At 29.9% G+C, this 13,814-nt stretch carries 14 protein-coding genes and 1 tRNA gene; 9 read left to right on the plus strand and 6 right to left on the minus strand.

The annotated features are described in order from the left end of the window. Positions 1-9 precede the first annotated feature (9 nt). From galE to JJ847_04930, 7 genes are all read left to right on the plus strand, one after another. Entirely contained in the window at positions 10-1,014 is a 1,005-nt protein-coding gene (gene galE / locus JJ847_04900) for a UDP-glucose 4-epimerase GalE (GenBank protein MBO6960221.1), read from the plus strand. Between the two features lie 6 nt (positions 1,015-1,020). Further along, a complete protein-coding gene (locus tag JJ847_04905; GenBank protein ID MBO6960222.1) occupies positions 1,021-1,788 on the plus strand; it encodes a methyltransferase domain-containing protein in 768 nt (255 codons plus the stop codon). After that, a complete protein-coding gene (locus tag JJ847_04910) occupies positions 1,778-2,677 on the plus strand; it encodes a glycosyltransferase family 2 protein (protein MBO6960223.1) in 900 nt (299 codons plus the stop codon). The genes JJ847_04905 and JJ847_04910 overlap by 11 nt, the downstream gene beginning before the upstream one ends. Positions 2,678-2,688: 11 nt before the next feature. Further along, entirely contained in the window at positions 2,689-3,828 is a 1,140-nt protein-coding gene (locus tag JJ847_04915; GenBank protein MBO6960224.1) for a glycosyltransferase family 4 protein, read from the plus strand. 56 nt (positions 3,829-3,884) lie between these two features. Beyond that, on the plus strand, positions 3,885-4,439 hold the full coding sequence (locus tag JJ847_04920) for a sugar transferase (protein MBO6960225.1): 555 nt from the start codon (positions 3,885-3,887) through the stop codon (positions 4,437-4,439). 11 nt (positions 4,440-4,450) lie between these two features. Further along, entirely contained in the window at positions 4,451-5,407 is a 957-nt protein-coding gene (locus JJ847_04925; protein MBO6960226.1) for a GDP-mannose 4,6-dehydratase, read from the plus strand. A gap of 62 nt (positions 5,408-5,469) precedes the next feature. Beyond that, a complete protein-coding gene (locus tag JJ847_04930) occupies positions 5,470-6,885 on the plus strand; it encodes a nucleotide sugar dehydrogenase (GenBank protein ID MBO6960227.1) in 1,416 nt (471 codons plus the stop codon). A 2-nt stretch (positions 6,886-6,887) separates the two neighbouring features. On the opposite strand, the gene JJ847_04935 is transcribed toward JJ847_04930, so the two are convergent. Together JJ847_04935 and JJ847_04940 are read right to left on the minus strand one after the other, a co-directional pair. Then, positions 6,888-8,255 (minus strand): O-antigen ligase family protein, encoded by a 1,368-nt coding sequence (locus tag JJ847_04935; GenBank protein ID MBO6960228.1) that lies wholly within the window; start codon positions 8,253-8,255, stop codon positions 6,888-6,890. A 32-nt stretch (positions 8,256-8,287) separates the two neighbouring features. Further along, positions 8,288-8,361, minus strand: a tRNA-Arg gene (locus tag JJ847_04940). 152 nt (positions 8,362-8,513) lie between these two features. Between JJ847_04940 and JJ847_04945 the strand changes: the two genes are divergently transcribed. After that, on the plus strand, positions 8,514-9,149 hold the full coding sequence (locus tag JJ847_04945) for a hypothetical protein (protein ID MBO6960229.1): 636 nt from the start codon (positions 8,514-8,516) through the stop codon (positions 9,147-9,149). On the opposite strand, the gene JJ847_04950 is transcribed toward JJ847_04945, so the two are convergent. Together JJ847_04950 and rsmI are read right to left on the minus strand one after the other, a co-directional pair. Beyond that, positions 9,144-9,371 (minus strand): hypothetical protein, encoded by a 228-nt coding sequence (locus tag JJ847_04950; GenBank protein ID MBO6960230.1) that lies wholly within the window; start codon positions 9,369-9,371, stop codon positions 9,144-9,146. The genes JJ847_04945 and JJ847_04950 overlap by 6 nt on opposite strands. A 28-nt stretch (positions 9,372-9,399) precedes the next feature. Further along, a complete protein-coding gene (rsmI, locus tag JJ847_04955) occupies positions 9,400-10,263 on the minus strand; it encodes a 16S rRNA (cytidine(1402)-2'-O)-methyltransferase (protein MBO6960231.1) in 864 nt (287 codons plus the stop codon). 3 nt (positions 10,264-10,266) lie between these two features. Here rsmI and JJ847_04960 point away from each other — a divergent pair, with 3 nt between their 5' ends. Then, positions 10,267-11,181 (plus strand): 3'(2'),5'-bisphosphate nucleotidase CysQ, encoded by a 915-nt coding sequence (locus JJ847_04960; protein ID MBO6960232.1) that lies wholly within the window; start codon positions 10,267-10,269, stop codon positions 11,179-11,181. On the opposite strand, the gene JJ847_04965 is transcribed toward JJ847_04960, so the two are convergent. After that, a complete protein-coding gene (locus JJ847_04965; GenBank protein MBO6960233.1) occupies positions 11,178-13,343 on the minus strand; it encodes a polyribonucleotide nucleotidyltransferase in 2,166 nt (721 codons plus the stop codon). The genes JJ847_04960 and JJ847_04965 overlap by 4 nt on opposite strands. Positions 13,344-13,506: 163 nt before the next feature. Further along, entirely contained in the window at positions 13,507-13,809 is a 303-nt protein-coding gene (gene rpsN / locus JJ847_04970; protein ID MBO6960234.1) for a 30S ribosomal protein S14, read from the minus strand. Positions 13,810-13,814: the final 5 nt, after the last annotated feature.

Raw genomic sequence — 13,814 nt, forward strand, 5'->3', positions numbered from 1 at the left:
TACAGTTTTATGAATCGTATTTTACTTACTGGAGGATTTGGTTATATCGGATCGCATACTGCTGCAATATTATCAGAATTAAAAGAAGAATTTATAATATTTGATGACTTTAGTAATTGCAAAGAAAATATTGTAGAAAGATTAGAAAGAGTAATTGGCAAAAAAATTTCTTATGTTAAGGGTGATATAAGAGATACTTCTAAATTAATAAAGACTATAAAAAATAATAAAATTTCATCAGTTTTACATTTTGCGGCTCTTAAATCTATACAAGATTCAGTAAATAATCCTCTTAAATATTACGAAGTTAATGTTTTAGGAACTATTAGCTTGCTCAATGCGATGAAAATAAATGGAGTCAAAAATTTTTTATTTAGTAGTAGTGCCTCCATTTATGGAGAGCCAAAGTATTTGCCAATTGATGAAAATCACCCACTAATGGCAATAAATCCTTATGGAGAGACTAAATTAATGATAGAAAAAATACTTAGAGATTTAGTGAAATATGACCAAAATTGGTCTATCTCATGTTTGAGATACTTTAATCCAATAGGAGCGCATCCATCTGGCCTGATTGGAGATGATCCAATTTCAGGAAAATCACAAAATCTAATGCCCTCTTTAATTGATGTTGCAAAAGGTCTTAAAAAAAATATTGATATCTATGGAAATAATTATGAGACTAAAGATGGTACTGGTGTAAGAGATTATATTCACATTATGGATTTAGCATCTGCTCATGTGAAGGCTTTAACACATTTAAAAAAATCATCAGGTATAAATATATTTAATCTTGGTACTGGTAGGGGATATAGCGTAATGGAATTGATAGGTACATTTGAAAAAGTAACGGGTAAAAAAATTCCCAAGAAAATAATTAAAAGAAGAGAAGGGGATGTATCATCTTGCTATGCAGACCCTACTAAATCAAATAGAGTTTTGGAATGGAAAACAAAAATGGATTTAAATCAAATGTGCTCAAGTGCATGGAAATTTTCAAAAAATAAAGACTAATTTCTTATGAAAAAGAAAATTATTTTAGGTTTGGCAAGGTTTGTGTCACTTTTTTGGAAATGTATCCCCTTTACTATTAGAGAATTTTTGTTTACTTCTTTTTTTATTATTGAATCAAGGGGAAATAATGCTAATGAGGGATTAAAAAGAATTTTTTTAATACAAGATAAGTTAAATTGGGTTATAAACGAAAGAGCAATTAAATATGATAATGGTATTCATCCTAAGCATAGGTTAACTGGTTATCATGATTTTTTTATTGATAGAATCAATGATGGGGAGTCCGTCTTAGATGTTGGATGTGGGATAGGTGTTGTTGCTATGGATATTGCTTCACAAAGAAATAAAAGTTTAATAATAGGAGTTGATATTGATAAAGAAAATATAGAAATTGCCAGGAAATTAAAAATTAAGAATTCAATTAATAATATTAATTTTATATGTGGGGATATAAATTCCAAAAAAGATATAAAATCAGACGTTGTTATCCTTTCTAATATTCTTGAACATATTTCAGATAGAGTTACTTTTATGGAGGATATTATTAAAAAATCAGGGGCTAAAAAATTTTTAATTAGAGTCCCCCTTTTTGAAAGAGATTGGCAAATTGCTCTTAGAAAAGAATTAGAAATTTATTACTATTCAGATAAAGATCATAAAATTGAACATTCTATTGAGGAGTTTAAAAAGGAAATTAATTCTTGTGATTTGAAAATTAAAGAACTACAAACAATTTGGGGAGAAATTTGGGCTCACTGCTTTTATGAACAATAACAATCTTGAATTGATTTCCATAATTATCCCTTGTTTTAATAGTGGAGAAACACTTGAGCGTACAATTAATTCAGTTTATAACCAAACTTGGAAAAATAAAGAAATCGTTCTAGTTAATGATGGTTCTTCTGATAAATATACATTAGAGATTATAAAAAAATTAAAAGATAATTTATATATTAAAGTTCTAAATCAAGAGAACTTAGGATTGCCTGCTGCTAGAAATAATGGCGCAAAGTATGCTAGTGGTAATTTTCTTTATTTTATTGATTCTGATGATTGGTTAGAATTAGATGCATTGGAATTAATGTATCAATTTTATAAATTGAATCATCAAGATGGATTTGTTTTTTCGGATATTATTATTGAAGGTAAAATAAATAAAATTATTAAAAAAGAATATAATTTTTTTGAACAATTATTTCTTAATCAATTACCTTATAGTATTTTTATTTCTAGAGAAAATTGGATTAAATATGGCGGTTATGACGAAAAAATGAAATTAGGTTATGAAGATTGGGAGTTTAATATAAGATTAGGTTCTCAAAATCAATATGGAATTAGGCTACCACAACCACTTTTTCATTATAACGTTAGCAATTCAGGGATGCTCTTATCAAAAACTAGCAAATATCATGCTCAAATAGTATTTTATATAATGAATAAAAATAAGGAAATATATAAATTAAAAAATTTACTTAAAATTTGGTTTAAATGGAGAAGGAAAGAATCTAGTTTTCCAACATCAATTTATTTCTTGTGGTATTTGATACTAAAATTAATTCCTAATGCCTTAGTTTCAAAACTTTTTATAATTTCAAGAAACTTTAAATGGTTTTTTACAAGAAACAAAATTTTGCATTCTATTAAAAATTTTCGGATTTTATAACGTAATCTCCAATGAAAAAAAAATTACTTTTTAATATTACAGAAGATTGGTTTTTCTGCTCGCATTTTGTTGATAGAGCTCTGGCTGCTAAAAGAGCTGGATATTCCATTTTTGTTATCTCTAAGATGAATAATCATAAAAGTTATATTGAAAATCTGGGGATAAAATTTTTATCTGTACCTTTTAATAGAAAGAGTGTTAATCCAATTTATGAGTTTTATATATTTTTGAGGATTATTTATTTTTACTTAAAAATTAAACCTGATATTGTTCATCATATCGCTGCGAAACCTATCATCTATGGTTCAATTGCAGCCAAAATATGCAAAATCAAATCAGTCATTAATGCACCTGTAGGAATGGGCTTTGTTTTTTCTTCAGATAGTTTTAAGGCAAAAATGCTTAAGCCATTAGTCAAGTTTTTCTTAAAACAATTTCTAGACTCTCATTATGGACCAAAAAGAAGAAATAAAGTAATCTTCGAAAATAGAGATGATTTAAATTATTTTATCGAAATAGGAGCTTTAAAACCCTCTAATGCAATTGTTATAAGAGGCGCTGGAGTTAAATTACAAGTAATTAGTGGTAAAAGAAATAGTAAACAAATACCCATTGTCGCATTAGTTGCAAGGATGCTTAAAGATAAGGGCATTTATGAATTTGTAGAGGCAGCGAGAAAGCTAAAAAATGAAAAATTGAATGCAAAATTCTTATTAGTTGGTGATATCGATCCATTAAATCCTACATCATTAGATAGAAAAACTTTATCTGCTTGGCAGTCTGAAAATGTAATTGATTGGCTTGGGTGGGTTGATGATGTTGGAAGTATTTTAAGAGAAACGGACATATTGTGCTTACCTTCTTATAGAGAAGGATTACCGAAGGCTTTAATAGAGGGTGCGTCTTACGGGATACCTTTAATAACTACTGATGCAGTAGGCTGTAGAGAGGTAGTAGAGGATGGTGTAAATGGTTTTTTAGTTCCAATTAAAGATGTTGAAGAGTTAAAAAATAAAATTTCAATTTTAATAAATAATAAGGATCTCAGAGAAAAAATGGGAAAGGAAAGTTATAAAATAGCTTCTTCTAAGTTTGCATCAAAAAAAATAAATGCCCAAACCTTGAAAGTATATGATGAATTATTTTTCTAAGATTTTAATTCAATAAAAAATTATCTTTAAAATTATGTTAAACTTAAAAGAAATTCATGATAAGGATTACAGATATTTTAATTTCTTTTTTTGCGCTAATAATTCTTTTACCCTTAATTTTCTTGATATATTTTTTAATTTATCTTCAAAATAAATCACCAATCTTTAAACAAGTTAGAATGGGAAAAAATATGAAAAGATTTACATTAATAAAATTTAGAACAATGAATATTGGTACTGAATCACTAGCAACACATTTAATAGACGATACTAAAGTAACAAATTTTGGAGGGATTTTAAGAAAAACTAAATTAGATGAACTCCCTCAACTTTGGAACGTTTTGAGAGGAGATATGAGTTTAGTTGGTCCAAGACCATGCCTCCCCTCGCAATTTGAATTGATTGATTTTAGACAAAAATATGATTTGTATAAATATTTACCTGGTATTACTGGTCTCGCTCAAATAAACGGTATAGATATGTCGGATCCGATTCTGCTTGCAAATACTGATTATAAAATGATGAAAAACTTGAATTTGAAAAAATATTTCTATTATTTATTACTGACTTTCTTTGGTAGTGGCTTTGGAGACAGAGTGAAAAGAATTTAGTCTAAAAATTAATGCTCAATCTAAATGAATATACAAGATTCAAAGTAATAAATAATATTGTTTTTGGTGGAGCTGGATTCTTAGGCTCTCATCTTGTTGATAAACTTTTAGATAATGATGAAAATGTATTTTGTATTGATAATTTATCTTCAGGAGATTTGTATAACCTCAAGCACTTAAAATATAATAAGAAATTTATTTTTATTAATCACGACATATTAAACCCATTAGTTTCAGAAATACCAATTGAAAAAATATGGCATCTAGCTTGCCCAGCTTCTCCTAATATTTATCAAAGTGATCCCCTTAAGACAATTAGAGTTAATTACGAAGGGACTTTCAATATATTAAATTTAGCAAAATTATTTAAATCAAAAATGCTTTTCACAAGTACCAGCGAGGTTTATGGAATAACTAATAAAAATCCTCAGAAAGAAAATATGCCAATAACTTTATCAACTTATAGTCCCCGAGCCTGCTACTCAGAAGGTAAAAGAATTGCCGAAACACTCATAAACTCTTTTAGAGAAACTAACAAAATGGATATTAAGATAGCAAGGATTTTTAATACTTATGGACCAAGATTGAATCTTAGTGATGGCAGAGTTATAGGGAATTTTATAAAACAATGTTCGAAAGAAGATAAATTGACTATATATGGGAATGGAACTCAAACTAGATCATTTTGCTATGTAAGTGATTTGATTGAAGGCCTCATAAAACTAATGGATAGTAATTTCATATACCCAATTAACCTAGGCAATGAAGAAGAAATCACAATTATTAAATTGGCAAAGTTAATACAGACTAAAATAAAAAGAGAGGTAAAACTTGAGTATCTTAACTTGCCTCTAGATGATCCAAAAAAAAGGAAACCTTGTTTAGATAATGCAAAAAAATACCTAAAATGGAATCCAAAGGTATCATTATCAGACGGTTTAAATGAAACTATCAATTATTTTATATAAGTATCCTAATGGAGAAAAATTAATAACTAGATGTTAGAGTTAATCTAATTTTATAGTTCAATTTGTATTCAATAAAAAAAATTTGTTGTATTGGTGCAGGATATGTTGGAGGTCCAACAATGGCTGTATTCGCTAAAAATTGTCCTGACATTGAATTTGAAGTTGTTGATATAAATCAAAATAGAATTAAAGCATGGAATAGTGAAGACCTTGAAAAGCTTCCTGTTTTTGAACCTGGATTATCCGAAATAATAAGCTTTTTAAGAGGTAAGAATATTATTTTTTCTACAGACTTAGATAATGCAATAAGGAGTGCTGATATGATTTTTATATCTGTTAATACCCCAATAAAAAAGAGAGGATTAGGAGCTGGTGAAACAAGCGATTTAAGGTGGGTCGAATCATGTGCAAGACAGATAAGCGAAATTGCTGAGGGTCATACTATTGTTGTTGAGAAAAGCACTTTGCCAGTAAGAACTGCACAAACCATTAAAGATATACTACTCTCTAAAGATTGTCATCTAAAAAATAAAAGCTTTTCTGTATTATCTAATCCAGAATTCCTTGCAGAAGGTACAGCTATAAATGATCTTCAATGTCCAGATAGAGTATTAATAGGTGGGGATGATATAGAAGCTATGGAGGCGCTTAAAAAAATATATTTAAATTGGATTCCTCAAGAAAAATTAATACTCACAAATTTATGGAGCAGTGAACTTTCTAAATTAACTGCAAATGCTTTTTTGGCCCAAAGAATTAGTTCCATAAATTCAATCTCCGCAATTTGTGAAGTTACTGGTGCTGATGTGAATGAGGTTGCAGACGCAATTGGGAAAGACTCCAGAATTGGATCTAAATTTTTAAAATCAGGTCCAGGCTTTGGTGGAAGTTGTTTTAAAAAAGATATTCTAAATCTTGTTTATTTAGCAAAATATTATGGACTTTATGAAGTCGCCGATTATTGGCGAAATGTAGTTGAAATTAATTCTTGGCAACAAAAGAGAATTTATGAGATTATTGTTAGAAAGCTATTTGGCAATCTTGCAGATAAGAAAATTGCGATTCTTGGATTCGCTTTTAAAAAGAATACCAATGATACTAGAGAATCTCCTTCTATAGAAATTTGTAAGAATCTTTTGAATGAAGGTGCTTTTTTATCTATTCATGATGTACAAGTTACTAGTGAGATTATTGAAAGAAATCTTTCAAATAATAATAATGTGAATTCAGATTTAGATTTTGAATTGAATCAAGGAAAATGGGAATATCAAACTAACCTATACGATTCTATAAAGAATTCAGATGCTGTGATCTTGTTAACAGAATGGGAAATCTATGAGAATATTGACTGGGAATTTGTTTCCGTAAACGTTAAAAAACCCTTCTGGATTTTTGATACGAGATCAATAATTAAAGATAAAAAGATAAAAGATTTAGGACTTAACATTTGGCAAATAGGCAATAGTAATAAAGAATAAAATTAGAAAATTTTTTTCAAAGAGCTATCTCTTATAATCGATCTTTCTCTAATTATTGATCTCATACCTGCTAAAAGTATCCAAGCTAAAGTACTTATCCTGCCATCAAAATAAGTTATGTCGAAAATATGAATCATTAAAAATACTATAAATGAAATGATCCATGCGTTGTCAAATACTTTCATTTTATCTTCTGAAATTGATGATTTATTTAATGGAATATTTGATTTTTCTTTGCATGCATTCAAAACTATAAAAATTATTGTTGCAGAAATTATTAATGATGAAGTTAAGCCATGATTTATTGCAATCTCTAGAAAAATATTATGACTATGTTGAATCTCACCAAATGCACCGTTTGAGAGTTCATATAAAGATTTAAAAGATCCAGCTCCATAACCTGTTATTGGGTTTGATTTTATAAGTTCTAAAGATTTTCTCCAAATTTCAATTCTTGGAAAATGATTTAAATCTGACAAATTAATTAAAAAAACTTTTTTAATTAATTCGTATGGAATGAAGTTAAAAATTACAGATTTTGAATTTAAAGAAAGTTTTGCGATTAATTTAAAAAATATCGGTAATGACAATAAAGAACATAAAATAAAAAGTTTATTTTTAATTGATTTTGTAAATAAAAAAATAGTAATGAATATTGATAAGATTGCTCCCCTTGAGCTTGTAAGCACAATCATATAAACAAAACTCAAACAAAGCAAAAATACTAACAAGGTCCTAAAATTATTTTTATTTTTTTCTACTAAAAATATCAAACAAAGAGGAAGGATAATGCATAGCCATGCGCCAAAATAATTTTGGTTATTAAATAGCCCTGTTACTCCACTTTCATTTGCAAGTGGACGTTGGTACCAAATAATTAAATTATTAAAGAAGTAATATGGTCCGTACATTTTTAGAAAGTATTGACAAAATCCACTTAAAAGAACTGGTAACGAGCCAATTATTAATAACTTTGAGGTATGAATTCTTAATTGTCTACTTTCTAAATATGGTTGAAACCCCCAAAAACACCAAAAGAAGGGCAGCCAGTTGGATAGACCAATCCAAACATTTGATATATCTAATAAAAAGAAATTGTTTTTATTTAATGTTAAGAAAATACAATTAAATATCATCAAAATAGTAACTACTAAAAAAGGATAATTATATTTATCCTTGAAATAATTATCTCCCCTTTTAAAACTACTTAAAGCAGATGACATTAATAATAAAAGAAAAGATATAGCTGGTGCCACTGATAATATTAAGACTCCTAATTGAAAGAGTCTTAAACCAATATTTTTGAGAAATATTGGGTTCGAATAATAATCTGCAAAAACTGAACTTTTTAATTTTGCAATAAAATTCATTAATATATTTTTTCTGTTATTAGATATTCAAACGCTCCCTGCAAGATTCGAACTTGCGGCCCACTGCTTAGAAGGCAGTTGCTCTATCCAGCTGAGCTAAGGGAGCATTATTTTATTATATCTGAGAGGTATGGCCTAATCAATGTAAGTATTTCTTTTTAAAATATTTATTAAGCTAAAGATAAATTAATTAAAAAAGATTTTTATTCAATATTTTCCGATATCTTCCTAGAATAAGAAATATTTACATTCTTCATTTTGGCTAAAAGAATAACGGAAGAACAAAAAAATAACATTTTAAAAGATTTTATTGACAACAAAACAATAGAAGAGATAGCTAAAAATTATAGCTTTACAAAGCTAACAATTTCTAGACATTTAAAAAAGAGTCTTGGTGAGAAAAAATACTTTGAAATTGCAAAAAAAACAAAACAAATTAAAGAAAATCCTAAAACTTCAAATTTTTTAGAATCCCAATTAAGTAATCAAGAAGAGCTAAATTCATTAAATGAGAAATCCTCTATTGAAAATTCATTTTTCGAGATAGCGCCTCTTGACTACCAAATAGACAATATACCCCAAAAGGATTTATCTTCTGTTTCAATAACTGAAGTAGATCTACCAAAAGTTGTCTATATGGTTGTTGACAAGCAAATTGAATTAGAAACTAAACCTTTGAAAAAATATTCAGAGTGGAGTTTTTTATCAGAAGAAGAATTAAAGAGAATAACTATTGAAATCTTTTTTGATATTAAAATAGCAAAAAGATCTTGTTCAAAAGATCAAAAAGTTATTAAAGTGCCTAATAGTAATGTTTTGAAAATTGTTGCCCCAATACTTCTTTCACGTGGAATATCTAGGATTGTAAGTGAAGATATTTTGATAGCTTTATGAATTATCTTCATTATTAAAATTAACACTTAACAAGCTTCCCAAGATTGACCCTGTTATGAAGCTACTTCCAATAATAAAACTTATTGGGAGTTGTATTGTTTCAGCAAATATAAGATTAATTTTCTCTTTCCTAGAACTATTTTGAATTCCAATGATCAAAATCAAAAATAAACAAGAATTGAATGTAATATTAAAAATTATTTTTTTATAGGGGATCAGCATTAATTTTTGGTTCAATTATTGTACTTGCTTAATATAAATTATAAATAATTTTTTTTGAAAGATTTTTCTTTTTAGCAAGATATTTTGATGCAGCAGATAAAGATAAACCAGCGTTAATTAATTCATGCAATTCTTTTTTTAATAATGATTTATTAATTTCAGGATTTTCTTTGCGCTCTATGCCTTTAAGAACAATTGTTATTTCCCCTATAATTTCTCTTCCTTTTAATAATTCAATGACATTATCTAAATTATTACTTATATTTTCCTCAAACTTTTTAGTCAATTCCCTTGAAATACTGACTTCTCTATTCCCCCCGCAATATTCTCTTAATTCATTTAAAAGTTTATTGAGCCTATGAGGTGATTCAAAAATGATTGTAGTCTTTTCATTTAGACTAATTTCTTTAAGTATGGATTCTCTTTCGATCTTCTTTTTTGGAAGAAAACCCTCAAAGATAAATTTTGAAGCTGGATAACCGCTCGAAATAAGCGCGGTTAGTGCGGCACAAGGACCTGGAACACAGATAATATCAATTGAACTCAATTTTACTTTTTTTACTAGATCTTCTCCTGGATCACAGATACTTGGCATGCCTGCATCACTTACCATTGCTATAGATTGCCCTTTTTTGAGATTATTAATTATTGTGGGAATCTTATTTAGGGAATTATGCTTATTAAAACTAATCATTTTATTGCTTATTTCGTACCTACTCATAATCTTTTTTGTTTGCCTAGTATCTTCACATGCAATTAAAGAGACATTTTTAAGAATATTTAATGCTCTAGTTGAAATATCATTTAAATTACCAATCGGTGTTCCTACTAAATATAAGACACCGCTTTCAGGTTCTTGACTTCTATGAGAAGATGGATAATTAATATTCATTTCGTGTTCGATTTACCTACTGGCGTATTTAAAGATAATCTTATCGATCATTTAAGGATTGTAAGCTGGGAAGCATCTGAAATTTTGCTTAATTTTTCTCAAATGTTGAAAAGTCCAGTTTATAAAAAGGAGATTATAACAAGTAAAAATAATGAGGACCCCGTAACTTTAGCTGATTTAAATGTAAATAATTTAATTATTCAAAGTTTAAATAATAATTTTAAAGATTTTGAGTGGAATATTTTAAGTGAAGAGAATGTGAAAATCAAAACTTCTAGACTTAATAAAATTACTAATACCAAGTGGCTATGGGTTCTTGACCCATTGGACGGCACTAGGGACTTTATTCAAGGTACAGGCAATTATGCAATGCATTTAGCCTTGAATTATAGGAACAAACCCTACATTGGGATTGTGCTCATACCAGAGAGAAATGAATTATGGATTTCTGACGGTGAAAAAGTAATTTGCGAAACCAAAGATGGTTCTACAAAAGATATTAAGTTTTCAAGAAAAAAGAATTTAAATGATATGACAATAGTTACTAGTAAAAATCATAGAAATGAAAATTTAGAGATCCTAATAAATAAAATTAATTTCAAAGAAAAAATTATTATGGGAAGTATTGGGTGTAAAATAGCCTCCATTTTAAGGGGAGAAAGCGACATTTATATATGTTTAAGTATGCCTGGTAAAAGTTGCCCAAAAGATTGGGATTTTGCCGCCCCTGAAGCGATTTTAAAAGCTGCAGGAGGGGCGATTACAAATTTAGATAATGAAGAACTTTCTTACAACAAATCTAACTTCAATCAAGGCGGTGTAATAATTGCATCAAATAACAAGCAATCACACAGCATTTTATGTAGGCAAATTAAAGAATTAATTGAAAAGCACGATATCTATCCACTTTTAAATTAACTTAGAGGTGCAACTGGAGTTGGAGTTGGATCTGGGTAAGACATTCCTCCATTTTGGGCTACTCCTCTTAGTGTTAAATTAATTCTTCCTCTACTGTCTATTTCGCGAACTCTAACAGTTACCTCATCACCTTGCCTTACTACATCTTCGACTCTCTCGACTCTTGCCTCAGATAATTGTGAAATGTGAACCATCCCCTCTTTACCTGGAAGAATTTCAACAAATGCCCCTATTGGTATTATTCTTGTGACAACTCCTGAGAAAACTTCACCTTCGTGAACTTTCCTCGTCAGTCCCTCAATAATTTTTTGTGCCTCTTCAGCAGCCGCTCCATCATGGGAGGCTATAGTAACTATCCCGCCATCTTCAATATCTATTTTTGTATTTGTTCTTTCTGTAATACCTTTAATAGTCCTTCCGCCAGGGCCAATTACAGTTCCGATTAATTCCGGATCTATTCTGAAGCTTAACAACCTTGGAGCATGAGGGGATAATGATTCTTGAGGCTGATTTATGGCTTCTTGCATTTTTTCTAGTATATGCAGCCTCGCTGGACGAGCTTTTTTAATCGCATCAGAAATAACTGATACTGGAAGTCCTGTTATTTTCATATCCATTTGCAGGGCAGTAATTCCTTTCTCGGACCCAGCAACTTTGAAATCCATATCCCCAAGGAAATCTTCAATCCCTTGAATATCAGTAAGTATTCTTACCTCTTTATCTTCTTTAATTAATCCCATTGCAGTACCACTTACCATGGCTTTTAAAGGGACGCCTGCATCTAGAAGTGAGAGAGTACTACCACATACAGACCCCATAGAGGTAGAACCATTAGAACTTAATACTTCACTTACGACACGTAATACATATGGGAATGTTTCTTTGCCTGGCAGGACTGGAATTATAGCCCTTTCAGCTAATGCACCATGACCAATCTCTCTTCTTCCAGGAGTTCTCATAGGTCTGGTTTCACCTACTGAATATGGCGGAAAATTGTAGTGATGAAGATAAGTTTTTTCAGTGCTTGGATTAAGATCGTCCATCTCTTGTGCATCGCTTGGCGTGCCAAGTGTAGTAGTAGATAGAACTTGTGTAAGTCCTCTTTGAAATAAGGCTGAACCGTGTACTCTTTTAGGTAATATTCCTGCACTTGCAGATATTTTTCTCACCTCATCTAGATCGCGCCCATCAACTCTTTTGCCATCAGTAATAATTTGAGCCCTCATTAACTTCTTAGTTAGTTTTTTAAAATCTGAGTGAATTAATTTTTCGTTCTCTGATATTAAAACTTTTAATTGATTGTCATCTTTTAAGGATTCAATTTTGCTTTGAGCATCAAGTTTTATTTTCTCAAGTTCTAGATCTCTTTCATCTTTTGTTTGGTCAAATTTCTTTAAAACAAGATTAATAGGTTTAGTGCAGTTTTTTTCCAAGTATGAAACTAAAGTTTTGTCATCTTCTTGTTCTGATGGCTTAATTTGAGTTACTCCTAACTCTTTAAGCAAATCTTCTTGAGATTTAATCAGTTCTGTAACGGCTTCATACCCAAAATCTATTGCTTCAATAGTATCTTGCTCGGATAATTGATTAGCACCTGCTTCAATCATTACGATACCGTCAGGTGAGCCTGCTATAACAATGTCTAGATCACCTTTTTCTATTTCTCTATAACTTGGATTTAGTATGAAATCATCCCCTATAAGACCAACTCTGACAGCAGCCATTGGTCCATAAAAAGGTATTTCTCCAAGTAAAGTCGCAATTGATGCTCCTGTCACTGCAAGTACATCTGCGGGTACTCTTTCATCAAGAGAAAGGCATGAAGCAACAATTTGAATCTCATCTCTCATCCAGGCTGGGAAAAGAGGTCTCATTGGTCTATCTATTAGTCTTGCAATTAAAGTTGCTCTTTCTGGAGGACGACCTTCCCTTCGCATGAATCCGCCGGGAATTCTTCCCGCTGCATAAAGTTTTTCCTCGTAATCGCAAATTAGAGGTAAAAAGTCTGAAACTTCTTTTTTAGTAGTTTTTGTTGCTGTAACTAATAAGGAGGTGTCTCCACACTCAATCATTACTGATCCATTTGCTTGAGGAGCATATAGTCCTGTTGTTAGTCGTATCTCTCGTCCGTCAAACGTGATCGACTTATTTTGTCCTTCCACTTTTTAAATTATAATCTATACATAATTTATTCTTACATCTTACAGGGACATATTGAGTAAATTATTTAGATAAACTATAAAAATTCTTAAAAAAGTCCAGAATTAATCTTTAATATCTATAAATTAGTAAATTTTGCTGTTAAAAAATTAAGTTAAAATTTACCTACCAACTAGATTTAACTAAACCTGGAAGTTCGCCATTGTGAGCTCTTTGTCTCAACTGATTCCTGCAAAGGCCAAAATCTCTGTACACCCCTCTTGGTTTGCCAGTCGCCCAACATCTATTCCTAACTCTATTAGGTGCAGAGTTTCTTGGAAGGCCTTGGATTTTTCTATGTATTTCTAACCTTTCCATTGGATCATTTGCAGCTTTAAATTCATCTAATAATGATTTTCTTTTTGCAGCATATTTCTGTACTAGCTTTTTGCGTTTGACTTCTCTCGCAATCATGGACTTTTTCGCCATCTATC

It is taken from the genome of Prochlorococcus marinus CUG1438 (assembly GCA_017644325.1).
Classification (GTDB): Bacteria; Cyanobacteriota; Cyanobacteriia; order PCC-6307; family Cyanobiaceae; genus Prochlorococcus_A; species Prochlorococcus_A marinus_AA.